At 70.0% G+C, this 23,649-nt stretch carries 27 protein-coding genes and 1 tRNA gene; 19 read left to right on the forward strand and 9 right to left on the reverse strand.

All coding sequences use genetic code 11. The features are described from left to right. Positions 1-80 precede the first annotated feature (80 nt). The gene (locus tag FB047_RS12745; RefSeq protein ID WP_136587587.1) at positions 81-938 is read left to right on the forward strand and encodes a PPK2 family polyphosphate kinase; all 858 of its coding nucleotides are present in this window, start codon (positions 81-83) and stop codon (positions 936-938) included. A 1-nt stretch (position 939) separates the two neighbouring features. Here FB047_RS12745 and FB047_RS12750 read toward each other — a convergent pair whose 3' ends face one another. Further along, positions 940-2,154, reverse strand: a complete 1,215-nt coding sequence (locus FB047_RS12750) for an isochorismate synthase (protein WP_136587658.1) — start codon at positions 2,152-2,154, stop codon at positions 940-942. Positions 2,155-2,425: 271 nt separating this feature from the next. On the opposite strand from FB047_RS12750, the gene FB047_RS12755 reads away from it, so the two are divergent. The 9 genes from FB047_RS12755 (at position 2,426) to FB047_RS12795 (ending at position 12,011) form a co-directional block, all read left to right on the forward strand. Continuing rightward, positions 2,426-2,989, forward strand: coding sequence for a DUF402 domain-containing protein (locus FB047_RS12755; protein WP_136587588.1), 564 nt, complete (start codon positions 2,426-2,428; stop codon positions 2,987-2,989). 9 nt (positions 2,990-2,998) lie between these two features. Next, complete coding sequence (locus FB047_RS12760; RefSeq protein WP_136587589.1) at positions 2,999-3,718, forward strand: demethylmenaquinone methyltransferase; 720 nt, start codon at positions 2,999-3,001, stop codon at positions 3,716-3,718. Positions 3,719-3,780: 62 nt separating this feature from the next. Beyond that, the gene (locus FB047_RS12765) at positions 3,781-4,842 is read left to right on the forward strand and encodes a polyprenyl synthetase family protein (protein WP_136587590.1); all 1,062 of its coding nucleotides are present in this window, start codon (positions 3,781-3,783) and stop codon (positions 4,840-4,842) included. 40 nt (positions 4,843-4,882) lie between these two features. Beyond that, positions 4,883-6,256, forward strand: a complete 1,374-nt coding sequence (locus tag FB047_RS12770) for an FAD-dependent oxidoreductase (protein ID WP_136587591.1) — start codon at positions 4,883-4,885, stop codon at positions 6,254-6,256. Between the two features lie 320 nt (positions 6,257-6,576). Further along, positions 6,577-7,842 carry an extracellular solute-binding protein gene (locus FB047_RS12775; RefSeq protein WP_136587592.1) on the forward strand — a complete coding sequence of 422 codons (1,266 nt, stop codon included), beginning with the start codon at positions 6,577-6,579 and terminating at the stop codon, positions 7,840-7,842. Then, the gene (locus tag FB047_RS12780) at positions 7,839-8,804 is read left to right on the forward strand and encodes a carbohydrate ABC transporter permease (RefSeq protein ID WP_136587593.1); all 966 of its coding nucleotides are present in this window, start codon (positions 7,839-7,841) and stop codon (positions 8,802-8,804) included. Before FB047_RS12775 ends, FB047_RS12780 begins: the two co-directional genes overlap by 4 nt. Further along, positions 8,804-9,652, forward strand: a complete 849-nt coding sequence (locus tag FB047_RS12785) for a carbohydrate ABC transporter permease (protein ID WP_136587594.1) — start codon at positions 8,804-8,806, stop codon at positions 9,650-9,652. Before FB047_RS12780 ends, FB047_RS12785 begins: the two co-directional genes overlap by 1 nt. Positions 9,653-9,663: 11 nt before the next feature. Further along, positions 9,664-10,944, forward strand: a complete 1,281-nt coding sequence (locus FB047_RS12790) for an ABC transporter ATP-binding protein (RefSeq protein ID WP_136587595.1) — start codon at positions 9,664-9,666, stop codon at positions 10,942-10,944. A 110-nt stretch (positions 10,945-11,054) separates the two neighbouring features. Then, a complete protein-coding gene (locus tag FB047_RS12795; RefSeq protein WP_136587596.1) occupies positions 11,055-12,011 on the forward strand; it encodes an alpha/beta hydrolase in 957 nt (318 codons plus the stop codon). A 75-nt stretch (positions 12,012-12,086) separates the two neighbouring features. Here FB047_RS12795 and FB047_RS12800 read toward each other — a convergent pair whose 3' ends face one another. Both FB047_RS12800 and FB047_RS12805 read right to left on the reverse strand, forming a co-directional pair. After that, positions 12,087-13,403: an Nramp family divalent metal transporter gene (locus tag FB047_RS12800; RefSeq protein ID WP_136587597.1), complete on the reverse strand. Its 1,317-nt coding sequence runs from the start codon at positions 13,401-13,403 to the stop codon at positions 12,087-12,089. A gap of 71 nt (positions 13,404-13,474) precedes the next feature. Continuing rightward, on the reverse strand, positions 13,475-14,410 hold the full coding sequence (locus FB047_RS12805; RefSeq protein WP_136587598.1) for a dihydrodipicolinate synthase family protein: 936 nt from the start codon (positions 14,408-14,410) through the stop codon (positions 13,475-13,477). A 165-nt stretch (positions 14,411-14,575) separates the two neighbouring features. Between FB047_RS12805 and FB047_RS12810 the strand changes: the two genes are divergently transcribed. From FB047_RS12810 to FB047_RS16965, 3 genes are all read left to right on the forward strand, one after another. After that, positions 14,576-15,595, forward strand: a complete 1,020-nt coding sequence (locus FB047_RS12810; protein WP_136587599.1) for a LacI family DNA-binding transcriptional regulator — start codon at positions 14,576-14,578, stop codon at positions 15,593-15,595. Positions 15,596-15,672: 77 nt separating this feature from the next. Next, positions 15,673-17,373 carry an AMP-binding protein gene (locus FB047_RS12815; RefSeq protein ID WP_136587600.1) on the forward strand — a complete coding sequence of 567 codons (1,701 nt, stop codon included), beginning with the start codon at positions 15,673-15,675 and terminating at the stop codon, positions 17,371-17,373. Positions 17,374-17,424: 51 nt separating this feature from the next. Next, on the forward strand, positions 17,425-17,565 hold the full coding sequence (locus FB047_RS16965; RefSeq protein WP_167494238.1) for a hypothetical protein: 141 nt from the start codon (positions 17,425-17,427) through the stop codon (positions 17,563-17,565). Here the strand turns inward: FB047_RS16965 and FB047_RS17255 are convergent. Beyond that, entirely contained in the window at positions 17,546-17,851 is a 306-nt protein-coding gene (locus FB047_RS17255; protein WP_240752795.1) for a hypothetical protein, read from the reverse strand. The genes FB047_RS16965 and FB047_RS17255 overlap by 20 nt on opposite strands. Here FB047_RS17255 and FB047_RS12820 point away from each other — a divergent pair. Together FB047_RS12820 and arr are read left to right on the forward strand one after the other, a co-directional pair. Beyond that, the gene (locus FB047_RS12820) at positions 17,826-18,350 is read left to right on the forward strand and encodes an SGNH/GDSL hydrolase family protein (protein WP_240752797.1); all 525 of its coding nucleotides are present in this window, start codon (positions 17,826-17,828) and stop codon (positions 18,348-18,350) included. The genes FB047_RS17255 and FB047_RS12820 overlap by 26 nt on opposite strands. 37 nt (positions 18,351-18,387) lie before the next feature. Continuing rightward, positions 18,388-18,795, forward strand: coding sequence for an NAD(+)--rifampin ADP-ribosyltransferase (gene arr / locus FB047_RS12825; RefSeq protein ID WP_136587601.1), 408 nt, complete (start codon positions 18,388-18,390; stop codon positions 18,793-18,795). A 42-nt stretch (positions 18,796-18,837) separates the two neighbouring features. Here the strand turns inward: arr and FB047_RS16970 are convergent, their stop codons facing one another. From FB047_RS16970 to FB047_RS12835, 3 genes are read right to left on the reverse strand one after another with little or no spacing between them, the layout of a single operon-like run. After that, positions 18,838-18,975 (reverse strand): hypothetical protein, encoded by a 138-nt coding sequence (locus tag FB047_RS16970; protein ID WP_167494239.1) that lies wholly within the window; start codon positions 18,973-18,975, stop codon positions 18,838-18,840. Then, positions 18,972-19,613, reverse strand: a complete 642-nt coding sequence (locus FB047_RS12830; protein WP_136587602.1) for a dihydrofolate reductase family protein — start codon at positions 19,611-19,613, stop codon at positions 18,972-18,974. Before FB047_RS12830 ends, FB047_RS16970 begins: the two co-directional genes overlap by 4 nt. A 23-nt stretch (positions 19,614-19,636) precedes the next feature. Continuing rightward, positions 19,637-20,125: a YajQ family cyclic di-GMP-binding protein gene (locus tag FB047_RS12835; RefSeq protein ID WP_076677322.1), complete on the reverse strand. Its 489-nt coding sequence runs from the start codon at positions 20,123-20,125 to the stop codon at positions 19,637-19,639. Between the two features lie 105 nt (positions 20,126-20,230). Between FB047_RS12835 and FB047_RS12840 the strand changes: the two genes are divergently transcribed. The 4 genes from FB047_RS12840 (at position 20,231) to FB047_RS12855 (ending at position 22,314) form a co-directional block, all read left to right on the forward strand. Then, positions 20,231-20,710: a hypothetical protein gene (locus FB047_RS12840; protein ID WP_136587603.1), complete on the forward strand. Its 480-nt coding sequence runs from the start codon at positions 20,231-20,233 to the stop codon at positions 20,708-20,710. Positions 20,711-20,756: 46 nt separating this feature from the next. After that, the gene (locus FB047_RS12845; RefSeq protein ID WP_136587604.1) at positions 20,757-21,257 is read left to right on the forward strand and encodes an FBP domain-containing protein; all 501 of its coding nucleotides are present in this window, start codon (positions 20,757-20,759) and stop codon (positions 21,255-21,257) included. After that, the gene (locus FB047_RS12850; RefSeq protein ID WP_136587605.1) at positions 21,254-22,135 is read left to right on the forward strand and encodes a PfkB family carbohydrate kinase; all 882 of its coding nucleotides are present in this window, start codon (positions 21,254-21,256) and stop codon (positions 22,133-22,135) included. The genes FB047_RS12845 and FB047_RS12850 overlap by 4 nt, the downstream gene beginning before the upstream one ends. A 97-nt stretch (positions 22,136-22,232) precedes the next feature. Beyond that, a tRNA-Tyr gene (locus FB047_RS12855) sits at positions 22,233-22,314 on the forward strand. Between the two features lie 336 nt (positions 22,315-22,650). Here FB047_RS12855 and FB047_RS16975 read toward each other — a convergent pair. Beyond that, complete coding sequence (locus tag FB047_RS16975) at positions 22,651-22,812, reverse strand: hypothetical protein (RefSeq protein ID WP_167494240.1); 162 nt, start codon at positions 22,810-22,812, stop codon at positions 22,651-22,653. 10 nt (positions 22,813-22,822) lie between these two features. Next, positions 22,823-23,461 carry a hypothetical protein gene (locus FB047_RS12860; RefSeq protein WP_136587606.1) on the reverse strand — a complete coding sequence of 213 codons (639 nt, stop codon included), beginning with the start codon at positions 23,459-23,461 and terminating at the stop codon, positions 22,823-22,825. Between the last annotated feature and the right edge of the window lie 188 nt (positions 23,462-23,649).

Below are 23,649 nucleotides of genomic sequence, written 5' to 3' on the forward strand. Positions count from 1 at the left end.
GCCGGGTCGGGGTCTCCCGCGCCCGTGCGGATCCCGTCAAGCTCTGGCGTCGATCCCGGATGCCACGGCACCATGTCGGGATGAGCAGAAGCCAGAGATGGTCCACGCCCGCCGCCGACGCCCTGCGCGTCGACCCGGGGTTCCGCCTCGCCGACATCGACACGCGGTCGACACCGGGGTACGACGGAGACAAGGACGACGGCAAGGCCGATCTCGACGCGGGCCGCGAGCCGCTGGAGGATCTGCAGGAGCGACTCTTCGCCGAGAGCGTGGCCGGCACCGCGACCGGTTCGGTGCTGCTGGTGCTGCAGGCGATGGACACCGCGGGCAAGGGCGGCATCGTGCGCCACGTCGTGGGGGCGGTCGACCCTCAGGGCGTCGAGCTCGCGTCGTTCAAGAAGCCGACCAGCGAGGAGCTCGCCCACGACTTCCTGTGGCGCATCGAGAAGCGCCTGCCGAACACCGGTCACATCGGGGTGTTCGACCGCTCGCACTACGAGGACGTGCTCATCGGACGCGTGCGTTCCCTCGCCCCCGCCGACGAGATCGACCGTCGGTACGGCGCCATCGTCGCTTTCGAGGCGCAGGCGGCCGAGATGGGCATCCGAGTGGTCAAGGTGATGCTGCACATCTCGAAGGACGAGCAGCGCGAGCGCCTGGCGAAGCGGCTCGATCGCCCCGACAAGCACTGGAAGTACAACCCCTCCGACGTCGACGAGCGCGAGCTCTGGGACGACTACATGGACGCGTACCAGGTCGCCATCGAGCGCACCTCGACACCGGTCGCCCCGTGGCACGTGGTGCCCGCCGACCGCAAGTGGTACGCCCGCCTCGCGGTGCAGCAGCTGCTGATCGACGCGCTGGTCGACATCGACCCGCAGTGGCCGGCGGCCGACTACGACGTCGAGGAGGAGCGCCGGCGTCTCGCCGCGTCGTGACTCAGGCCAGGGCCTCGACGATCGGACGGAACTTCACGCGCGTCTCCAGCAGCTCGGACTCCGGCACGCTGTCGGCGACGATCCCCGCGCCGGCATAGGCGGTGATCGGCGCCGTCGGCGACGACGGGGCCGACCGATCGATCTGCGCGCACCGCAGCGCGATCGCCCACTCGCCGTCTCCCGAGGCGCCGGTCCACCCGACGGCCCCGGCGTAGCGCCCGCGGTCGAAGGGCTCGAGGCGGCGGATGACCTCCATCGCCGCGGCCGTGGGCGTCCCCGCGACGGCGGCGGTGGGGTGGAGCACCGAGAGCAGGTCGAGAGAGGAAGCGTCTTCGCTGAGCACGCCCTCGACGTCGGTGGCGAGGTGCCAGACGTTCGGCAGCTTGAGGGTGAAGGGCCGCGACTCGGCCGCGAGCGACGAGGTGTGGGGGGCGAGGGCTTTCAGGACGCTCTGCACGGCGAAGCGGTGCTCGTCCTGGTCCTTGGTGCTCTCGGTGAGGGCGATGGATGCCGCGACGTCGGCGTCGGCGTCCCCGCCGCGCGCCACGGTCCCGGCGAGCACGCGCGCCGTCACCGTGCCGTCCGACACCGTCACCAGCGTCTCGGGGCTCGCCCCGATCAGGCCGTCGACGGCGAACACCCAGCAGTCGGGGTATCCCTCGAGGAGGGAGCGCACCAGGCGCCGCAGGTCGGAGCCGGCCGGAACCGTCCCGGTGATGTCGCGCGCGAGCACGACCTTGGCCACCTCGCGGGCGCCGATGGCCTCGATGGCCTGGCGGACGGCGTCCTGGTACTTCTCGGCCGTCTGCCGACCGGGGCCCAGGGTGGCCGACCAGTGCGGACCGAAGGGGGAGCGCGGGGGCAGCTCGGGCTCGGGCTCGTCGGGGGTGTCGTCGAAGGCCAGGCGCGTGACCCAGGCCCGGCCGCTGTGGCGTCCGACGATCATGCCGGGCACGCGCAGCACGTTCTCGCGCTCGGAGCGGGGGTCGAAGACGAACGAGCCGAAGGCCACGAGACCGGTTCCCGGCAGCTGCACGGGGTCGTCGACGTCGGCGGCCGCGGCGATCGCCCGCCACCGCTCCGAGATGGTCGCGTCACCCGGCTGCGCGCCGACGTACCGCAGCGTGAGCAGGTCGCCGAACGCCGCGAGCGACTCCCCGCGCCGGCTCCAGAAGAGAGGGTCGTACGGCGTCGTGTACGCCAGGACGTCGTCCATCGGGGGGATCTCGCGCGTGATCACGCGCAGGCGCGGCACGACGTCTTCCGCGGGTTCGAGCACGTCAGCCAGCGTAGACCCGCGCCGATCGGTGCGGCGGTGCGCGGCATCCGGATGCTCCAGCGTCGAGCAGACGCGGCGTGCACGACGCAGGAGATCCCGCTCCCGGCGGCGTCGCAGGGCCGCTTTCGCGGCGTCGAGGTCGTTGACTCCTGCGTCGTGTCCGCGAGCGCGCGGAGGCCGGGGTCGGGAGCGTTTTAGACTCCGGAACATGGATACGCGTCCCGCCCCCGGCACCCGCCTGATGTTCGAGTGGCGCAAGTGGGACGGCTCGCCGCACTGGGTGCAGGACAGCGTCTACCTCGGTTCCGACGAGTGGGGCGAGTGGTTCGGCCAGCAGGTGGGGTGGCGCAGCGCGCGGCCCGGAGCGGAGTTCGTCTGCCGTCAGCCGAACGTGACCCTCGTTCCGGCCAGCGGCGACTGGGCGTTCACGCACAACGCCGACCCGCACCCGGTCGCCGTCTACATCGACCTCGCGTGGGACGTGCGCTGGCACGACGACGGCGTGCCCCGCGGCATCGACATGGACCTCGACGTCGTGCGCCGCACCGACGAGCGCGGTACTTGGATCGACGATCGCGACGAGTGGGACGAGCACCGCGTGCGGTACGGCTACCCCCTCGACATCGTCGAGCACCTGGATGCCACGGCCACCGACCTCGAACGACGCGTGCGCGATCGGGAGGCCCCGTTCTCGGACGAGGTGACCGGCCCCTGGTTGGAGCGCCTCGCGGCGCTGGCAACCCCCGGCGACGACGACCCGGCGCCCGCCTAGACTCGACGGGTGAGCAGCGACCCCAACCGCGCCGACCTCGGCAAAGACCCGCAGCGCGTCAGCGGCATGTTCGACCAGGTCGCCGCCGCGTACGACCGCACCAACTCGGTCCTCAGCCTCGGCAACGACCGGCTCTGGCGCACGGCCGTCCTGCGGGCCGTGGCGCCGAAGCGGGGCGAGCGCATCCTCGACCTCGCGGCGGGGACGGGTACCTCGTCGATGGCGTTCGTGCCGAGCGGGGCGCACGTGGTCGCCGCGGACTTCTCGAAGGGCATGATCGCCGAGGGCCGTCGCCGACACGGAGACGTCCCGAACCTCGAGTTCGTGCAGGCGGATGCCACCGACCTGCCGTTCGACGACGGCGAGTTCGACGCGGTGACGATGTCGTTCGGGCTGCGCAACGTCAACGACCCGCGGCGCGCGCTGCGCGAGCTGCGCCGCGTCACCCGCCCCGGCGGGCGCATCGTCGTGTGCGAGTTCTCCCACCCGCCGTCTCGTGCGTTCAACGCGCTCTACCGCTTCTACAACGACCGCGTCCTCCCGGTCGTGGCGAAGGCCGTGAGCAGCAACGCCGAGGCCTACGACTACCTCAACGAGTCGATCCGCGACTGGCCCGACCAGCCGACGCTGGCCCGCTGGATGCGGGACTCGGGATGGGACGAGGTGGCGTACCGCAACCTGTCGTTCGGGATCGTCGCGCTGCACCGCGGCATCCGCCCGGCCTCCTGAGGCCCTGTCAACCGTCGAGATACCCGCGGCGGCCTCCGGCCACGCCAGGATAGGCTGAAATCGTGACCCCGAGACCGTCTGCGGCCAACACCCGCCTGTCGGGAAAGTTGGGCCTGAGCGACCGCATCTTCGCCGGCCTGCGTTCTCGCACCCTCCTCTCCACCGTCGAGGCGGGTCTCGCGCGCGTCGAGACGGAGCTCGAGGGCGAGGTGCGCAGCGCCGACAAGCTCGCCGACGTCACCGCGCGCTACCTCTACGAGGCCGGCGGAAAGCGCGTGCGCCCGATGCTCGCGATCCTCACGGCGCAGCTCGGCCAGGGCACGACGAAAGAGGTCGTCGAGGTCGCCACGGCCCTCGAACTGACCCACCTCGGCTCGCTGTACCACGACGACGTCATGGACGGCGCCGACAAGCGCCGCGGCGTGCCCAGCGCGCAGACGGTGTGGGGCAACAACATCGCCATCCTCACCGGAGACCTGCTCTTCGCCCGGGCGAGCCAGCTCATGGCCCGCCGCGGCGAGCGTGCGATCCAGCTGCAGGCCGACACGTTCGAGCGCCTCGTGCTGGGCCAGATGCACGAGACCGTCGGCCCCCAGGAGGGTGACGAGCCCGTCGACTTCTACCTGCAGGTGCTGGCCGACAAGACCGGCTCGCTCATCGCCGCGGCCGCGCAGTCGGGCGTCATCTACTCGGGAGCCCCCGAGGAGTTCGAGAAGCCCATGGTCGTCTTCGGCGAGAAGGCCGGCGTCGCCTTCCAGCTGCTCGACGACGTGATCGACCTGTCTCCCGACCCGTCCGAGACCGGCAAGGTCCCCGGCACCGACCTGCGCGCGGGCGTGCCGACCATGCCGTACCTGCTGCTCGGCCACCGTTCCGACTCGGCATCCGCCGACCTGCGGGCCCGCATCGACGACGGTCAGGAGCGCATCGCCGCCGGTGCCGACCCGTCGATCCTCGACGGTGCGCTCGCCGAGCTGCGCGACCACGAGACCACGCACGAGACCCTCGCTCTCGCGCACCGCTGGTCGCAGGAGGCCATCGACGCTCTCGCGCCGCTGCCCGACGGCGCCGTGCGCGAAGCGCTGACGCGCTTCGCCCGCGCCGTGGCCGACCGCTCGGCCTGACCTTTTTCCACCACCCCCCGATCGCGATCGAGAGGAACCCATGACGAAGCTGCGCCTCGCCATCGTCGGAGCCGGCCCCGCCGGCATCTACGCCGCCGACATCCTGCTGAAAGCCGAGCGTCAGTTCGACGTCTCCATCGACCTCTTCGAGCAGCTCCCCGCGCCCTACGGCCTGGTCCGCTACGGCGTTGCCCCCGACCACCCGCGCATCAAGGGCGTCATCACGGCCCTGCGCGAGGTGCTCGACCGCGGCGACATCCGCATCTTCGGCAACGTCCGCTTCGGCGAGGACATCACCCTCGACGACCTCAAGAAGCACTACAACGCCGTCATCTTCTCGACCGGCGCGATCCGCGACGCCGATCTCGACATCCCCGGTATCGACGCGGAGGGCTCCTACGGCGCCGCCGACTTCGTCAGCTGGTTCGACGGCCACCCCGATGTGCCGCGCACGTGGCCGCTCGAGGCCGAGTCGGTCGCGGTGATCGGCAACGGCAACGTGGCCCTCGACATCACGCGCATGCTCGCCAAGCACGCCGACGACCTGCTGCCCACCGAGGTTCCCGACAACGTGTACCAGGGCCTGAAGGCCTCGCCCGTCACGGACGTGCACGTCTTCGGCCGCCGCGGCCCCGCGCAGGTGAAGTTCACCCCGCTCGAACTGCGCGAGCTCGGTGAGCTGCGTGACGTCGACATGGTCGTCTACGACGAGGACTTCGACTACGACGAGGCCTCGAAGGCCGCGATCGAGACCAATAAGCAGGTCAAGGTCATCGACCGCGTCCTGCAGCAGTGGCGCACGCGCCCGGGCGTCAACAACGCCGGGGGAGAGGCCTCGCGCCGCCTCCACCTGCACTTCTGGGCCAAGCCGCTCGAGGTCGTGAAGGACGCCGACGGTCGCGTCGCCGCCCTGCGGTACGAGCGCACGAAGCCCGACGCCGAGGGCGGGGTCGTCGGCACCGGCGAGATCCGCGAGGTTCCGATCCAGTCGATCTACCGCGCCGTCGGCTACTTCGGGTCGCCGCTGAAGGACATCCCCTTCGACGAGCTGCGCGGCGTCATCCCCAACCACGAGGGCCAGGTGCTCTCGGCCGAGTCGAACTCCCGGATGCCGGGACTGTACGCCACCGGGTGGATCAAGCGCGGCCCCGTCGGTCTCATCGGACACACCAAGTCGGATGCCATGGAGACGGTGCGCCACGTGATCAACGACCAGGGCGACTGGTGGCAGCCCGAGCACCCCGAGGAGGAGGCCATCCCGGCCCTTCTCGCGGAGCGCGGGGTGCGCTGGACCGACCTCGACGGCTGGCACCGCCTCGACGAGCACGAGATGGCCCTCGGCGCCCCGCACGAGCGCGCCCGCATCAAGGTCGTGCCCCGCGACGAGATGATCGCGATTTCGCGCGGGGAGTGACCCTCGGCCCCGGCGGGGCCGGCGAGAAGATCTCGTGCCCCGCGACGAGATGATCGCGATTTCGCGCGGGGAGTGACCCGCGTCTCGGAGAGCCGCCCCGTCGTGGCGACGTGGGCGGCTCTTCGGCGTCCGGGCTCAGTCGCGCCGGCGCGCCCGCCGGAGCGCGCGAACGCCGTCTCTTCACGTCCCCGAGGCGGCTCCTCGCGAATATCATCCGTCCCTCGCGGGGGCAAGCCTGAGGCTGTGGAATTCCTTTGCTCGGCAGGATGGAGCCACGACGAGGGGGCCGTGAGGTCCCCGCACCGAGGCGAGGGGGCCGGATGCGAAACCTCAGACGGATCGTGGCCGGAGCCTCGGCGCTGGCCCTCGCGGGAACGCTCGGCGCCTGTTCCGCCGGGGACGGGGTGCCGACGCTCACCTGGTACATCAACCCCGACGACGGTGGTCAGGCCGAGATCGCGGCATCCTGCACCGAGGCGGCCGACGGGGCGTACCGCATCGAGACCTCGCTGCTCCCGCGCGACGCGGCCTCGCAGCGCGAGCAGCTCGCCCGGCGTCTCGCGGCGAGCGACCGCTCGCTCGACATCATGAGCCTCGACCCGCCGTTCACCCCCGAGCTCGCCGAACCCGGCTTCCTCGCACCGGTGCCCGACGACCTGCAGAACACCGACGGGGTGGTGCAGGGCGCGGTGCAGTCCGCCAGCTGGAACGGCGAGCTCGTCACGGTGCCCTTCTGGGCGAACACGCAGCTGCTCTGGTATCGCAAGTCGGTCGCCGAGGCTGCGGGCCTCGACATGAGCCAGCCCGTGACGTGGGACCAGATCATGCAGGCCGCCGAGGACCAGAACAAGCAGCTCGGCGTGCAGGGCGCCCTCGCGGAGTCGCTCACCGTGTGGATCAACGCGCTCGTGGCATCCGGGGGCGGGCAGATCCTCGAGAACCCCGACGCCAAGCCCGACGAGATGCAGCTCGGACTCGAGTCGGATGCCGGCAAGAAGGCCGCCGACATCATCGGGCGCATCGGTTCGTCGGGGCTCGGCGGCCCGGGTCTTCCCACCGCCGACGAGAACGCGAGCATGAACCTGTTCCAGGGCGACAACGGTTCGTTCATGGTCAACTGGCCCTTCGTCTACCCGGCGATGCAGGGCTCGGCCCCCGAGGTCGTCGACGACCTCGGCTGGGCGGTCTACCCCCGGGTGGATGCCGGCACCCCGGCCGCGCCTCCCGTCGGCGGCATCAACCTCGGCGTCGGGGCCTACAGCGAGAACGTCGACCTGGCCTGGCAGGCGGTCGCGTGCATCGTCAGCCCCGAGAACCAGGCGCAGTACTTCGTCACCAACGGCAATCCGCCCTCGAACCTCGCCGCATACGACGACGCGGAGGTGATCGAGAAGTTCCCGATGGCCTCCACCATCGCGGAGTCCCTGCAGCTGGGCGCGCCGCGTCCGCAGACGCCGTACTACAACGAGATCTCCATCGGACTGCAGCGCACGTGGCATCCGCCGACCGCGGTGAACCCGGATTCGACGCCGCAGTCCTCGACCGACTTCATCCTCGCGGTGCTCAGAGGGGAGCGACTGCTGTGACCGACACGATCACCCGCGCCACGGGGCGCGCCGAGCCGGCGGCCCCCGCGAAGAAGAAGCGTCGCTCCGACCGCGCCCGCGCCGAGGCGCGCCTGGGCTGGATGCTCGCGGGCCCCGCCTTCGGCATCATGCTGCTGGTCACCCTGTACCCGATCGTGCAGGCGATCTGGGATTCCCTGTTCAGCCTGCGGCTCACCGCGCCCGGCGACCGTGAGTTCATCTGGTTCCGCAACTACCAGGTGATCCTCGGCGACCCGGCGTTCTGGCAGTCGATGGGGGTGACGCTGTTCATCACGGTCGTGACCGTGCTGCTGGAGCTCATCATCGGCTTCGCCTTCGCGCTCGTGATGCACCGCGCGATCAAGAAGCTGCGCGGCTTCGCCCGCACGGCGATCCTGGTGCCGTACGGCATCATCACCGTCGTCTCGGCGTTCGCGTGGTTCTACGCCTTCGACATCAACTCCGGCGGGTACGTCAACAACTGGCTGTCGTGGATCCCCGGGTTCGACGAGAACCTCAACTGGTTCGCGTACCAGGGCACCTCGCTCACCGTCATCATCCTCAGCGAGGTCTGGAAGACGACCCCGTTCATCTCCCTGCTGCTGCTGTCGGGCCTCGCGCAGGTGCCGGGAGACCTCGAGGAGGCCGCCAAGGTCGACGGGGCCACGTCGTGGGAAGTGCTGCGCCGCGTCATCCTGCCCAACATGAAGGCCGCGATCATGGTCGCGGTCCTGTTCCGCACCCTCGAGGCGTTCCGCATCTTCGACAACATCTTCATCATGACCGCGGGGGCCAACGACACCGAGGCGCTGTCGCTGCTGGCCTACAACACCTCGATCGGACGGCTCGAGATCGGCCTCGGGTCCGCCATCTCGGTGCTGCTGTTCCTGAGCGTGCTGATCATCGCGGGCATCTTCATCAAGGGCTTCAAAGTGGATCTGTCGGCGGGGAGAAACTCCTGATGCGCGCAATGACCTGGCCCCAGCGGATCGTGTGGCTCGTGATCATCGCGGCCGTGCTCGTGTGGTCGCTGTTCCCGGTGTTCTCGATCCTCATGACCTCGTTCAAGACGCAGGCGGGGCTCTTCTCGGGCACGCTCCTCCCGCAGGAATGGACACTCGACAACTACGCGACGATCCTCGCTCCGGGCGGCAGCGCGCAGGACCTCTTCCTGCCGGCGCTGCGCAACTCGATCGGCATCTCCCTCATCGCGACCTTCGTCGCGGTGGTGCTCGCGACCCTCTGCGCCTACGCGATCGCGCGCCTCGACTTCCCGGGAAAGCGCATCATCCTCACCACGGCGCTCGCGGTGTCGGTCTTCCCGATCGTGTCGATCGTGACCCCGCTGTTCAACCTGTGGCGCGTCGTCGGGCTGTACGACACGTGGCTCGGCCTGATCATCCCGTACCTCTCGCTCACGCTGCCGATCTCGATCTGGACGCTCGCGGCCTTCTTCCGTCAGATCCCGTGGGAGCTCGAGCAGGCCGCGCAGGTCGATGGAGCGACCCCGTTCGAGGCCTTCCGCAAGACGGTCGTCCCCCTCGCCGCCCCGGGGGTGTTCACCACCGCGATCATCGCGTTCTTCATCGCGTGGAACGACTTCGTCTACGGCATCTCGCTGACGTCGACGGATGCGGCCCGCCCGGTGCCCGCGGCGCTGTCGTTCTTCACCGGGGCCTCGCAGTTCGAAGAACCCACCGGCGCCATCTCGGCCGCCGCCATCGTGGTGACGATCCCCATCGTCATCGTCGTCGTCATCTTCCAGCGCCGGATCGTGTCCGGACTCACGCAGGGCGCCGTCAAGGGATAGAGGAGAGAGTCATGGCATCCATCACCCTCAACAGAATCGTCAAGACCTACGACGACGGTTTCACCGCGGTCAAGGGCGTCGACCTCGACATCGCCGACGGTGAGTTCGTGATCCTCGTCGGGCCCTCGGGCTGCGGCAAGTCGACGCTGCTGCGCATGATCGTGGGCCTCGAGGACATCTCCGACGGCGAGCTGAGGATCGCCGACGAGGTCGTCAACGACAAGGCGCCGAAGGACCGCAACCTCGCGATGGTCTTCCAGAACTACGCGCTGTACCCGCACCTGACGGTGTACGAGAACATCGCGTTCCCGATGCGGCTCAAGTCGAGCGACCTCGACGACAAGGAGATCGACGAGCGCGTGCGCCGGGCGTCGAAACTGCTCGAGCTCGACGAGCACCTCGATCGCAAGCCCGCGAACCTCTCGGGCGGTCAGCGGCAGCGCGTGGCGATGGGCCGCGCGATCGTGCGCAACGCCAGCGCGTTCCTCTTCGACGAACCGCTGTCGAACCTCGACGCGAAGCTGCGCGGACAGATGCGCACCGAGATCGCGCGCCTGCAGCGTTCGCTCGGCATCACGACCGTGTACGTCACGCACGACCAGACCGAGGCCATGACCCTCGGCGACCGCGTCGCGGTGCTGCGCCGCGGCGAGCTGCAGCAGGTCGCGAGCCCGCGCGGGCTCTACGACCAGCCGGTGAACCTCTTCGTCGCCGGGTTCATCGGCTCGCCGCCCATGAACTTCCTCAGCGGAACCGTCGACGGCGACGTGCTGCGCCTGCCGATCGCCGACGTGCCGCTCGACGATCGCCTGCGCGCAGCGGTCGAGGGCCGTGACCTCGTGATCGTCGGGGTGCGCCCCGACGCCTTCGAAGACGCGGATGCCACCGAGCGCGACCTCGAGGGAGGCGTCACCGCCGAGCTCGACATCGAGATGACCGAGTGGCTCGGTGAGGTGCTCTACGCCTATGTGCCCTATGAGACCGACGCCACGGTGAAGGACAAGCTGTCGGAGCTCGATCGCGACCTCGACGGCGAGAGCCTGCGCACCGAACTCGTGGTGGCTCTGGATGCCATGAGCTCGATCCGCGCGGGGGATGCCGCGCGCCTGTGGTTCTCGCCCGACTCGCTGCACCTGTTCGACCCGGAGACGGGCGTGAACCTCACGCGCGACGAGGCGAAGGCCGAGAAGCTCGAGGAGGACGCCCGCGCCGCGCGCAAGCGCGCGCTGGAGCGGGCGAAGGAGCGGGCGTCGCGCGAGGAGGCGTCGGCGGCGCGCGTGCCGAACTCCTGACATTCCGGCGCCCCGGTGCCTTCTGCGGTGCTGCGGACCTGTTCAGCCGTGATTTCTCCGGAGTTTCGCCCGTGCGGGACACGGTAGACGCCCCACCCTAGGCTGAGGCGATGGGGGAGTGGCATCCGGACATCCTCGGCGAGGGCTTCGAGCAGCGGACACTGCCGCTGCGTTCCGACGACGAGGGCGAGGTCGTCGCCACGCTCGTCCGCTCGCGCCCTCACCCGGGCGCACGCCTGTTCGGCGAGTGGCGCGACGCCGATGTGCTCTACGTGCACGGCTGGTCGGACTACTTCTTCCAGACCGGACTGGCCCGCTTCTTCACGGATCGCGGCGCCCGCTTCCACGCCCTCGACCTGCGCAAGTACGGCCGCAGCCTGCGGCCCGGCCAGACGCCCGGATACACGGTGTCGCTCGACGTCTACGACGCCGACATCGCCGCGGCGCTGGATGCGATGGGCACCGCCCGCGAGGGGCGCCGCCTCGTGCTGCTCGGGCACAGCACGGGCGGTCTCACCCTCACGCTGTGGGCGGCGCGGCACCCCGGCGTCGCCGACCTGCTGGTGTTGAACAGCCCCTGGCTCGAACTGCAGCTCGGACCGCTCGGACGTCAGGCGCTCGCGCCGATCGTCAACGTCCGCGCCCGTCTCGACCCGCTCGGGACGCACCCGGTCGTCGACCTGGGGTTCTACACGCGTGCGCAGCGCGAACTTGGGACGCTCCCCGAGGCCCCCGAGGGGTGGCGGCCGGCGCAGGGGTTCCCGACGCATCCCGGCTGGTTGGCCGCGGTCATCGCGGGCCACGCGCGTGTGGCATCCGGGGTCGACGTGGGGAGCCCGGCGCTCGTGCTGCTGTCGAAGCGGTCGACCTCGGCGCTCAGCTGGAGCGACGCGATGCGCGCGAGCGACTCGGTGCTCGTCGTCGACGACATCGCCCGGGCGGCGACGCGCATCGCCGCGACCGTCACCATCGCCCGCATCGACGGGGCCCTGCACGACGTGTTCCTGTCGGCGCCCGAGGCGAGGGATGCCGCGTATGCGGCGCTCGCCGCGGGAATGCGCGGGTGAGGTCGGCGTACACGGTCGACCCCCGGGGGACGGATGCAGGTCCGTCCGTCCCGGGGGTCGTCGTGCGTGCGCCGGTCAGCCGCCGATCAGGCTGACCAGCAGGCGGATCGAAAGAGCCACCACCGCGACCAGCCCGATGCCGCCCGCGAGGTTCTGCCACCACTTGTTGCGAAGCGGCCCCATCAGCTTCCGGTTGTTGGCCATCGCGATGATCAGCGCCGCGAGGATCGGGGCGAAGAGCACGGTCAACGCCTGAGCGATCACGATGAGCTGCACGGGGGAGGTGCCGGCGAACGCGAGGGTCACGCCGATGCCGAACAGCAGGATGAAGGCGCTGCCCAATCGGGCGGTCCGTGTCTCGGCCGATGCGCCGCGCCCGAGCGCGTCCGAGAGCATCGTCCCGCCGGCGATGCAGTTCGGGATCATCGACGAGAACGCGGCGCCGAAGAAGCCGAGCGCGAAGATGAACGCGCCCACGGGACCGGCCACCGGTTCGAAGATCTTCGCGAGCCCCGTGAACGCGCCGGGCGTGTCCGCGCCGGTCTGGCCGAGGACGGATGCCGCCACCACGATGACCAACGCCGTCATGAGACCGGGGGCGACGATGCCCGGGATCGTGTCGACGATCGTGATGTCGCGGTACTCGCTCTCGTCGCGCCGGCGGGCTTTGGTGCCGTAGGACGCGAAGAAGGCGGCGTTGATCGAGAAGTTCGTGCCCACGAGCCCGATGATCAGAAGCCAGGCCCCGCCGGGGACGACGGGGATGAGGCCCGCTCCCGCCGCCGCCCAGTCGGGATTCGATGCGAAGGCCGAGGCGATGAAGCAGAACGCCATGAGGGCGACGATGGCGATGAGGATCTTCTCGACCACGCCGTAGATCTTCTTCAGCAGCAGGATGGTGCCCACGAGCACCGTGCAGATCACCGTCCACATCACCGGGGAGGTGCCGGGGATCAGCATCGACAGGCCCACGCCCGAGCCGACCGCGTTGCCGACCGAGAAGCACAGGGTGATGAGGAAGACGCCGATGCCGGCGACGACTCCCGCCCAGGTGCCGAGGGAGTCTTTGATCGACGAGATGAGAGACACGGGCGTGCGGATGCCGAGGCGCACGCTCATGTCGGTGAGGAAGATCATGAGGATCGTCGAGACGACGATGACCCAGATGAGGGCGTACCCGTAGAGCGCTCCGGCGTTCATCGCCGTGGTGAGGTTGCCGGGTCCGAACTGCCAGGCGCCCGCGACGAACGCGGGGCCGATGAGGGCGAGGCGCCGCCAGAACGTGCGCCTCGTGCGGTGGGATTCGACGATGCTGCGCACCGTCTCTGTCGAGACGCGTCCGTGGCCGGTGCCGGGGGTCGCGGGTGGTCGCTGGGTGGTGCGGTCGCTCATGCTGGTTCCTTCCGTCGTCGTTGACGTGATGGGTTCATGAGGGGCGGCCGGGTGATGGCCGCCCCACGGGGTCACGCCGGGACGACCACGCTGCCGAGCTCGGCCGAGGCGAAGGCCGCGGCGATCTCGGCGTCGGCTCCCGCCGGAAGGGGCAGCAGGGGCTCACGCACGGTGGCGTGATCCAGGATGCCACGGTTGACCAGCCCCCGCTTGAGGGCGACGGTGCCCTCCATGTGCGAACCGCGGTGATACACCGCCTTCGTCACCGGGAGCAGGCGTTCGTGGATGGCGTGCGCGGCGGCGTAGTCGCGCGCCTTGCCCGCTTCGATGAGGTCGACGAGCAACTCGGGCGCGATGTTGCCGTAGCCCACCAGGAGACCGTCGACGTCGAACATCGTCGGCAGCAGGTACTCGTCGTGGCACGACAGCACCTGCAGCTCGGGGTAGGCGGCGCGGAGCGCGGGGATCTCGGTGTACCAGCGCCGCATGTTGCGTACGCCGTTCTTGGTGTGGTTCACGCCCTCCTGCCCGGCGATCTCGAGCTGGGTGTCGAGGTCGTACGACGCCTTCGTGTTGTCGGGGTACTGGAAGAGGATCTCCTCGAGGCCCGACTCCTCCCAGATGGCGCGGTAGCGGGTCTGCGGAGCGCCGGGCTGGAAGCCGAAGCGCAGCCAGCCGTGCGAGGGGTAGACCAGGGCACCCTTCGCGCCGGCGGCGGCGGCATCCTTCGCCTCGAGGGCGGCGGTGAGGTTGCCCTCCTTCGTGATGCCCGCGATGATCGGCAGCCGGTCGTCGACGGAATCGCGGAAGGCGCGGATGACGTCGAGCTGCTCCTTCTCGGTGAGGAAGGTGCCCTCGCCGGCGTGGCCGAGCACGACGAGGCTCTTGACGCCGTCGATTGATCCGAGCCAGGCGCCCAGGCGCTGGATGGCGTCGTAGTCGACGTCGCCGTCGGGGGTGAACGGGGTAACGGGGGCGGGGTTCAGGCCGCGGAGGTCGAGGACCATCGTCGTCTCCTTCTGTCGTCTCTTCGTCGAGTCACCTGCGGAGTGGGAACGTTTGCAGGAACGATTGCAAGTGTGCGCCGCCCGACGTGGCGATGTCAAGGGTTCGGATGAAAACGTTCCCGGGAAGGATCCTCACGCCCGGGTAGGCTGGCCCGAGGAGGCGTCATGGCGGACATCGAGACGGGCGAGCGGCACATCGTCACGCTGAAAGACGTCGCACGCGCCTCGGGCGTCAGCATCTCCACCGTCAGTCGCGTGCTCGACGACCGCATTCCGCGATCCAGCTCCGCCACGGCCGCTCGCGTGCGCGCTGTCGCGGACGACCTCGGGTACCGGCGCAACGTCTCGGCCTCGAGCCTTCGTCGCGGGGCCACCGCCACCATCGGGGTGCTCGTCCCGCGCCTGACGGATGCCGTGATGGCGCTGATGTTCGAGGCGGTGGAGCGCGCCGCCCGTCGACGCGGCTACTTCGCGGTCGTCGCGACGTGCGGAGACGACGCCGACGACGAGCGTCGCGCGACCGAGACGCTGCTGGGACGCGGGGTCGACGGCCTCGTCCTCGCCACGGCCCGCCTCGACGACGCCCTTCCCGCGTCGCTGCGCGACGACGGCGTGCCCCACGTGCTCGCCCTGCGCACCGACGATCTCAGCCCGTCTGTGCTGGGCGACGACGAGACGGGAGGCTATCTCGCGGTGCGGCACCTGCTCGATCTCGGTCACCGCGACATCGGCATCGTCACGGGCCCGTGGTTCACCTCGAGCGGTCGTGATCGCCGAGCGGGTGCAGAGCGTGCTCTGCGCGAGGCCGGAGCGCCGCTCCGCGACGAACGGGTCCTGGCCGTCGGATACGGACTCGATCACGGGATCGATGCCGGCCGCCGACTGCTCGATGCGCCGAGTCCGCCGACCGCCGTCTTCGCCGCCAACGACAATCTCGCTCTGGGGGTGTCGAGCGTGGCGCAGTCGCTGGGGATGGCGGTCGGGCGCGACCTGTCCCTGGTCGGTTACAACGACATCCCCCTCGTCTCGCGGCTGCCGGTGCCGTTGACGTCGGTGCACACGCACTTCGATCGCATCGCCGAGACGGCTTTCGACCTGCTCCTCGCCGCGCCGGGCGGTGCGCGCATCGAGAGGGTCATGCCCACTCTCATCCCGCGCTCCTCGACGGCGAGACCGCCGGGCTGATCGCGGCTCGGGACGACCGCGCACGGCGGTCGGGCGGGCGGGAGAGGTCTAGCGTAGAACGCGATCGAAGGAGCACCATGATCCCCACGTCGTCCGCGTCCGCGACCGAGCGCTACCGCGCCGCCCGAGACGAACTCCTCGCCGCCCGCACCGACGCCGCGCGCGCCGCGTCGTTCGCCTGGCCGCGCTTCGAGGGGCCGTTCAACTGGGCGATCGACTGGTTCGACCCCATGGCGCGCGGCAACGACGCGACGGCGCTGATCGTCGTCGACGACGACGAGACACACCACGAGCGCACTTTCGACGAGCTCGCGCGTCGCTCCGACCAGGTCGCGGCGTGGCTGTCGTCGCAGGGCGTCGCGCGCGGCGACGCCGTGCTCCTCATGCTCAACAACCAGGTCGAGCTGTGGGAGGCGATGCTCGCCATCATGAAGCTCGGCGGGGTCATCGCGCCCACGACCACCGCCCTCGGACGCGTCGACCTCGGCGACCGCATCGCGCGCGCCGACATCCGCCACGTGGTCGTCGGGGCGGCCGACGCCGACAAGTTCGACGACCTCCCCGAGGGACTCGGCCGCATCGTCGTGGGCGGAACCCACCCGGGGTGGGTCTCGTACGACGACGCCTTCGCCCAGGATGCCGAGCCGGCGCGGCATCCGGGGACCACCGCCGACGAGCGGCTGCTGCTCTACTTCACCTCGGGCACGACGTCGAAGCCGAAGCTGGTCGAGCACACCCACGCGTCGTACCCGGTCGGCCACCTCAGCACCATGTACTGGCTGGGGCTGCAGCCGGGCGATGTGCACCTGGCGATCAGTTCGCCGGGGTGGGCGAAGCACGCGTGGAGCCTCTTCTTCGCGCCGTGGATCGCCGGCGCGACCGTGCTGGCGCTGAACTACTCGCGGTTCTCGGCGGAGCGACTGCTGACCGAACTCGAGAACGACCGGGTCACCACGTTCTGCGCGCCGCCGACGGTGTGGCGCATGCTCATCCAAGCCGACCTCACCGGACGCCGCGGGGCGCTGCGCGAGGTCGTGTCGGCGGGCGAGCCGCTCAACCCCGAGGTGATCGCCTCAGTGCAGCGCGCGTGGGGTCTCGACATCCGCGACGGGTATGGGCAGACCGAGATGACCGCGGTCGTGGCGAACACGCCCGGCGCCGATCTCGTGCCCGGGTCGATGGGGCGTCCGCTCCCGGGATGCCCGGTGGTGCTCGTCGACCCCGTCTCGGGGGAGCGCGCCGACGAGGGCGAGATCTGCATCGACCTGTCCGACCGCCCGGTCAATCTCATGACCGGATACGTGGGCGACGCCGAACGCAACGCCGAGGCGTTCGCCGACGGACTCTTCCACACGGGCGACGTCGCCCGCCGCGACGAGACCGGCAGCATCACCTACATCGGGCGCACCGACGACGTCTTCAAGGCGTCGGACTACAAGATCAGTCCGTTCGAGCTCGAGAGCGTGCTCATCGAGCACCCCGCCGTCGTCGAGGCCGCGGTCGTCCCCGCCCCCGACGACCTGCGTCTGGCCGTGCCGAAGGCCTACATCGTGCTGGCGGGTGGGCACGAGGAGGGCGAAGAGGTCGCGCTCGACATCCTGCGTTTCGCCCGCGAGCGGCTCGCCCCCTTCCAGCGCGTGCGCCGTGTGGAGTTCTTCGACCTGCCCAAGACGATCTCGGGGAAGATCCGCCGCGTCGAACTGCGTCAGCGGGAAGAAGCCGTGTTCCGCGGCGAGGTGGTCTGCGTGGAATGGCGCGACGACTCCCTGCGCGGATGACACGGTCCGCAACCCCTCGCCTCACGCCCGTCCGCATGTGAGCATCGGTACATGGATCACGACAAGAAGCAGCCTTTCGAGAACCCCACCGTCGACGACGAGAGCGATATGCCGTCGCTGCAGGAGGAACGCAACGTGGGACGCGACACCGAGCGCGAGATCACCCAGATGATCAACGGCATCGAGGGCTGAGCCCCTCGTTGCGCCCCCGAGCGGCCTGGACGGTCGCGATCAGCGTCGTCGCGGTCGCGGCCGTCGTCGGCGTCGCCGCGGTGATGACCTCCGCGGCACGGGACGCGCCGGAGGCGGCGCCCGCGGCATCCGCGTCGACACGGCCCACCCCCGCGGCGTCGCGCACTCCGTCGCCGACCCCCACCCCGACCGCGACACCCACCCCGACCGCGCGGCCCGGGACGGTGCTCGTCGACCGTAAGAACGACGGCAGCGTCCGCATGCTGGTCGCAGGCGACTCCCTCACCGCCGGATTCTTCGCGACGACGAAGGATCAGGGCTTCATCCGACTCGTCGCGGACGACATCGGATCGGTCGACGTCACGGGCGCCGCGCAGGCGCAGCAGACGCTGTCGACCGTCGCGGCCGTCACCGACGTCCCCTCCGACGTGGGGGTCGCCGTCGTCGAGCTCGGCACGAACGACGTCGGGGTGCCGACACCCCTCGCCGACTTCGAACAGCAGTACGCGAGCCTTCTCGATCGCATCCGATCGACGTCGCCGAAGGCCGGTTTGCTCTGCCTCGGCACCTGGACCGCCGACGGCGCGGCCTACGACGAGGTCATCGCGCGCTCGTGCGCGGCCCGCGCCGGCGTGTACGTCTCGCTCGCCGAGGCCTTCGCGACCGCGGAGTTCCACGGCCCCGCCGGGCGGGAGACGTTCGCCGGTGCCGGAGACGAATTCCACCCGAATGACGCGGGTCACCGGGCGATCGCGGATGCCGTTCTCGCGGCGTTGACGCACTGACGCGCGTCCGCGGCGCCCGGCGTGCGACACTTCCGGGATGGATGACGCACTCGATCCCGGTCCGTTCTTCCACGGCACCCGGGCGGCGCTCCGGGTGGGCGACCTCCTCACCCCCGGATTCCGGTCGAACTACCGCCCCGAGATCGTGATGAACCACGTGTATTTCACGGCGCTGCTCGACGGGGCCGGCATGGCGGCGGAGATCATCCCCGGTGGCGCACCGCCCCGCGTCTACGAGGTCGAACCGCTCGGACCCTTCGAGAACGATCCGAACGTCACCGACAAGAAGTACCCCGGCAATCCGACCCGGTCGTTCCGCACCACGGCATCCCTCCGGATCGTCGCGGAGCGCGACGACTGGACGCGTCTGACGCCGGAGGCTCTGGCGCTCTGGCGCGAGCGTCTGGCGAAGATGCGCGACGAGAACGCCGAGATCATCAACTGACGGACGGCTCGAACGGGCGGCCCGACCCCGCCGCGGGCGGGGTCACACCGGCTCGGTCGTCCGGATGAGACCGCAGTTCACGCACGACCACGCGACGAGGAAGCGCTCGTCGTCGAGGATCTCGAAGCGCAGGGGATCGCCGCACGTCGGGCACGTGAGGGGGTCGAGCGGTCTGCTCATCGCGCGAACGTCACGTGGATCACGCCGCTCTCCGCGACCTCGGAGGTGACGGAGTAGCCGGTGTCGAGACCGGGAAGGTCGTCCCACAGGCGACCGCCGCGGCCGAGGACGACGGGGCGAACAGCGACGTGCAGACGGTCGACGAGGCCGCCGGCCAGGGCGGCGCGGACGGTTGACAGCCCGCCGCCCACGCGCACGTCGGCGCCGCCGGCGAGCTCGCGCGCTCGGGCGACGGCATCCGCGATCCCCTCCGCGGAGAACTCGAAACGCGTGCCGTTGGCGAAGGAGATCGGTGTGCGCGGGCGGTGCGTCAGCACGATGACCGGCACGCGGAAGGGCGGCTCGTCGCCCCACCATCCGCGCCAGTCGGGGTCGTCGGGGAAGGAATGAAGGCCGAACATCGCCGCCCCCATGATCTCCGCGCCGACGCCCTCGAAGTACGCGGCGGCGTAGCGGTCGTCGACGCCGGTTGTACCCGCACCCGAGTTGTCGCCGAACACCCGCGCACGGAACGTGCGCGTCGCCATGTAATCCTCGACGAGCCGTTCCCAGTCGGCACCCATGGGGTTCTCGGGGGTGGGACCAGCGGGCGCGGCGACGCCGTCGAGGGAGATGTTCAGATCGACGCGGACGGCCATGGGCTGATCCTCCTGCGACCGGGTCAGCGGTAGTTCGTAAACTGCAGGTCGACGTCGAGGTCGGCGGCCTTGAGCAGGCGCTGCACCTCCTGCAGGTCGTCGCGGGACTTGGACTGAACGCGCAGTTCGTCACCCTGGATCTGCGACTTCACGCCCTTGGGGCCCTCGTCGCGGATGATCTTGCCGATCTTCTTCGCGTTCTCCTGCGAGATGCCCTCCTTCAGCGTGGAGGTGATGCGGTACTCCTTGCCGCTCTGCACCGGCTCGCCGCTCTCGAGGCTCTTCAGCGAGATGCCGCGCTTGATGAGCTTGGTCTGGAAGACGTCGAGCACGGCGTTCGCGCGCTCTTCGGAGTTCGCCTTGATGACGATCGACTCGCCGCTCCACGCGATGGAGGCGTCGGTGCCCTTGAAGTCGTAGCGCTGCTCGACCTCTTTGTGCGCCTGGTTGAGGGCGTTGTCGGCTTCCTGCCGGTCGATCTTGGAGACGATGTCAAACGATGAGTCAGCCATGACTCAAAGGTACCGGCGTCGAGCGGCGGCGTGCCGGGCTGGACGCCGTGTCCCCGGAACGCGCCGCGCCTCGACACCGCGCGCCGTCGCGCCTAGCGTCGAGTGATGGCCGTGCGTGGAAAGACCCTCGTCGTGACCGTTCTCGCCCTGGTGGCGATGGGTGCCGCGGGCTGCGCCCCCGAGGCGGAGCCGACGACCCCGCCTTCCGCGGTGCCCTCCCCGACGGCGGATCGGCCGACCCCGCTCGCGTACGCCGTGCCGTCCCCGGGCCCCTCCGAGGTCGCCCGCGCCGTATACGAGCTCGTCGAGGGAGTGAACACCACCGACACCGTGGTATCGGACGCGTTCGAGGCGGGCGATGCGCTGACGGTCGAGGGGCAGTGCGAGGGCGGGCAGGCGATGACGTACGCGCTGCGCGACTCGACGCCCGAAGGGGAGGGGGCCGTGCTGACGAGCGGCACCTTCGCGTGCGACTCGCCGGCGCCGCAGGGCAACACCTATGCCGTCGGGCTGTCGGGCACGGTGCAAGTCGTCCTCACGGTCGATTCCGACACGGAGCGCGCCTGGGTGACGGTGACGAAGTGAGGCCGACGGGCGCCACGGTCCCGCGTCGCTCGTAGACTCGGATGCCATGCGAGCACTCACCGAAGACGAGGTCAGGGACGCGTTCGTCAACGCCACCCCCGACGAGCTGCGGATCATCGCCCTTCCCCATGACTTCCTGCTGGCGGACTGGGATCACCTCGACTTCCTCGCCTGGCGCGATCCGCGCACGCGCGGACGCGGCTACGTGCTGACCGAGCACGAGGGGCAGCCGACCGCCGTGGTGCTGCGTGCCGCCGAGGGACAGTCCCGCGCCCGCTCCGCGATGTGCAATCTCTGCCACACGATGCAGCCCGGCGACCAGGTGTCGCTCTTCACCGCTCGCAAGGCCGGAGAGGCGGGGGAGCACGGCGACACCGTCGGCACCTACATTTGCGCCGACCTCTCCTGCCACGAGACGGTGCGCCTGGCCGCCCCGCTCGCCCCGAGCGAGATCCGCGCGAGTGTCGACCGCAAGATCGACGGCACCAAGCGTCGCACCGAGGAGTTCGTCTCGCGCGTGCTCGACGCGGCGGAGGTGACCCGGTGACCGGTCGGGTGGTCGTCATCGGCGACGCCCTCATCGACGAGCTGCGCGACGAGACCGGCGTGCGCGAGTTCGTCGGGGGCGCCGGACTCAACGTGGCCGTGGGTCTCTCGCGGCTCGGGGTGCCGGCATCCCTCATCGCCATGGTCGGCGACGACGAGGCGGGGGAGCAGATCCGCCGCTACCTCGACGAGTACGATGTCGAGCTGCTCGTGAGCCCGTCGGAGCACGGCACCTCGCGCGCGGTCAGCACGCGCTCTGCGGGCGGCGAACCCGAGTACGTGTTCAACGAGGCCGCCCAGAACCGCCGCGTCTCCTACGGAGACGTCGAGCGCGCGGCGATCGCCGCCGCCCCCATGGTCGTCGTCAGCTGCTTCCCGTTCGACGACCGCGAGCAGACCGACCTGCTCATCGACGCCACGGCATCTCCGTCGACGCCCCTCGCGATCGACCCGAACCCGCGCAGCGGCATGCTGCACGACCGGGCCGAGTTCGTCCGCGGCTTCGAGAAGGCGGCATCCGGAGCCCTTCTCGTCAAGGTCGGCGAGGACGACGCGCACCTGCTCTACGACGCTCCGCTCGAGCACCTGCGCGAGAAGCTGATCGGTCTCGGCGTGGGCGCGGTGCTCGCGACCTACGGCGCGGGCGGGGCGGCGATCGACGCCGGCGGCACGTCGGTGTCGCGGGGCATCTCCGACCTTCCGGGCCGGATCGTCGACACGATGGGTGGGGGTGACGCGGTGCTCGCGACGACCGCCGCCCTCGTGCGCGATCGGCTGCCCGAGACGGCGCAGGAGTGGGATGCCGTGCTCTCTCGCGCCATGGACGTGGCGGCGGCGACCTGCCGGCGCGAGGGCGCGCTGCTGCGCACGCCCGCCTGAAGACAACACGCTGCGTGGTTTGAGGCACCCCTCCGGGGATAGTAGAGTGGTTTCTCGCGCCTCTGGTCGACTGTGAAAGCCGGGCGGGTGCGCATCTGGCGAGTTACCCAAGCGGCCAAAGGGATCTGACTGTAAATCAGACTGCATTGCATTCGGGGGTTCGAATCCCTCACTCGCCACCGGAAGAAGGAGGCCCGGTTTCTCACCGAAGAACGAGAAACCGGGCCTCTGGCGTTGTCTGTGTTCATGACCGCTGACCGGCATCGAACGCCGTGACGCCCGCACTCGAGCTCGGGCCGGGCCCGGTTGCGCGCGCGTGCTGACCGAGCGACCGCAGTCTCCGGCGGGGCGGCCGTCATCGTCCGGCGTTCAAGACGACCTCTGCTCGTGTCGACGTGGCGCATCGGGTCGAATGGTCCTCGTAGGGCGGTTCGACTCGATGGCGGCGTCATGAGTGGGCTGGACAGCGAGAAGGCGGTGCGCCGCAACGCGCACCGCCTCGTGATTCTTCGCGTTCATCTCGGCGACGTCGGTCTCGCTGTGTGGGGCGAGCTCCCCTGCGCGCGCTCACGCCGGGCCGTGCGCCAGCGCCGGATCGCATACACGATGCCGGCGACGAGCGCGGCGACGATGATGAGGGAGATGATGAAATTCACCATCGTGAAGTTGTCCATCATGGCTTCCTCCTTAGGACGAGACCTGGAAGGTGCCCGAGGCGGTGCGGAAAGTCGCGTTCGCTGTGATCGTGGAATAGACCACGAAAGCGCTGTAACGCTTGTCGACGCCCATGGACGACGTCGAACCTGAGTTCGTCTGGCAGGGGTCGTCGGAGTAGACGAGGCCCACACCGCTCTGACCGACCGTTCCGTATGCGCGGACGTTGAAGCACGTCGTGATCTCCTCGACGTTCGTCGATCCGGTGGCGTTCAGCTGGCCGTTGTAGCCGTTGTCGACGGAGAACTCCGCGTTGTCCAGATACATCGAGCCGCTGATAGCACCTGTGCCGCCGGCGCCCGATCCGTTCGCGCTGAAATCACCGCCGTGCACGGCCATCGTCGATATCGCACCTTCGACAGGTGCCTTGCTCGCGTAGAGCGTGACGAATTCGGCGTCGGCGGGCGCGAGCTCCACTCCGACTTCGGTGTAGCGAGCGTTCAGCAGCTGAGTGCGCTCTCTCACCTGCTGCGCGTCGAGATTCTGGTTCTCGGCGAACTGCGCATCGCCGGCTGCCGTGATCTCGACGGCGTTGGCGGCCGGCGCGGATACGCCAACGAGCAGCGCTGCTGCACTGGCGGCGAGTACGGTCTTCATCTTCCACTTCGACATGAGGTATCCCTTTCTGCTCCGTTGCCCCGAAGGACCGATGTACTCCACTTCGACCATCCCGTGGCGGGCCCCCGCCCTGTCAAGGGAACGCCTTTCCTGCACACCTGACTGTCAGAAAGCCTCATCCGAGAGAACGCCCGCTCTTGTCGGGGTCGGGCCGGCGTTCACCGGCGTCACGAGGAGCGTGG

Source organism: Microbacterium hydrothermale (genome assembly GCF_004854025.1).
GTDB classification, from domain to species: Bacteria; Actinomycetota; Actinomycetes; order Actinomycetales; family Microbacteriaceae; genus Microbacterium; species Microbacterium hydrothermale.

Excerpts from the sequence above, each read along its gene's own strand:
- FB047_RS12805 (WP_136587598.1), bottom strand. The coding sequence starts at position 14,410 with ATGGTCCTCGACCTCCGCGGCCTGAACCCCGCCCCCGTTACCCCGTTC.
- arr (WP_136587601.1), top strand. The coding sequence starts at position 18,388 with ATGGATGACGCACTCGATCCCGGTCCGTTCTTCCACGGCACCCGGGCG.
- FB047_RS12845 (WP_136587604.1), top strand. The coding sequence starts at position 20,757 with ATGCGAGCACTCACCGAAGACGAGGTCAGGGACGCGTTCGTCAACGCC.
- FB047_RS12750 (WP_136587658.1), bottom strand. The coding sequence starts at position 2,154 with ATGGACGACGTCCTGGCGTACACGACGCCGTACGACCCTCTCTTCTGG.
- FB047_RS12815 (WP_136587600.1), top strand. The coding sequence starts at position 15,673 with ATGATCCCCACGTCGTCCGCGTCCGCGACCGAGCGCTACCGCGCCGCC.
- FB047_RS12795 (WP_136587596.1), top strand. The coding sequence starts at position 11,055 with ATGGGGGAGTGGCATCCGGACATCCTCGGCGAGGGCTTCGAGCAGCGG.
- FB047_RS16975 (WP_167494240.1), bottom strand. The coding sequence starts at position 22,812 with ATGATGGACAACTTCACGATGGTGAATTTCATCATCTCCCTCATCATC.
- FB047_RS12755 (WP_136587588.1), top strand. The coding sequence starts at position 2,426 with ATGGATACGCGTCCCGCCCCCGGCACCCGCCTGATGTTCGAGTGGCGC.
- FB047_RS12835 (WP_076677322.1), bottom strand. The coding sequence starts at position 20,125 with ATGGCTGACTCATCGTTTGACATCGTCTCCAAGATCGACCGGCAGGAA.
- FB047_RS12745 (WP_136587587.1), top strand. The coding sequence starts at position 81 with ATGAGCAGAAGCCAGAGATGGTCCACGCCCGCCGCCGACGCCCTGCGC.
- FB047_RS12770 (WP_136587591.1), top strand. The coding sequence starts at position 4,883 with ATGACGAAGCTGCGCCTCGCCATCGTCGGAGCCGGCCCCGCCGGCATC.
- FB047_RS12860 (WP_136587606.1), bottom strand. The coding sequence starts at position 23,461 with ATGTCGAAGTGGAAGATGAAGACCGTACTCGCCGCCAGTGCAGCAGCG.
- FB047_RS16965 (WP_167494238.1), top strand. The coding sequence starts at position 17,425 with ATGGATCACGACAAGAAGCAGCCTTTCGAGAACCCCACCGTCGACGAC.
- FB047_RS12830 (WP_136587602.1), bottom strand. The coding sequence starts at position 19,613 with ATGGCCGTCCGCGTCGATCTGAACATCTCCCTCGACGGCGTCGCCGCG.
- FB047_RS12810 (WP_136587599.1), top strand. The coding sequence starts at position 14,576 with ATGGCGGACATCGAGACGGGCGAGCGGCACATCGTCACGCTGAAAGAC.
- FB047_RS12800 (WP_136587597.1), bottom strand. The coding sequence starts at position 13,403 with ATGAGCGACCGCACCACCCAGCGACCACCCGCGACCCCCGGCACCGGC.
- FB047_RS12775 (WP_136587592.1), top strand. The coding sequence starts at position 6,577 with ATGCGAAACCTCAGACGGATCGTGGCCGGAGCCTCGGCGCTGGCCCTC.
- FB047_RS12820 (WP_240752797.1), top strand. The coding sequence starts at position 17,826 with ATGCTGGTCGCAGGCGACTCCCTCACCGCCGGATTCTTCGCGACGACG.
- FB047_RS16970 (WP_167494239.1), bottom strand. The coding sequence starts at position 18,975 with ATGAGCAGACCGCTCGACCCCCTCACGTGCCCGACGTGCGGCGATCCC.
- FB047_RS12790 (WP_136587595.1), top strand. The coding sequence starts at position 9,664 with ATGGCATCCATCACCCTCAACAGAATCGTCAAGACCTACGACGACGGT.
- FB047_RS12840 (WP_136587603.1), top strand. The coding sequence starts at position 20,231 with ATGGCCGTGCGTGGAAAGACCCTCGTCGTGACCGTTCTCGCCCTGGTG.
- FB047_RS12785 (WP_136587594.1), top strand. The coding sequence starts at position 8,804 with ATGCGCGCAATGACCTGGCCCCAGCGGATCGTGTGGCTCGTGATCATC.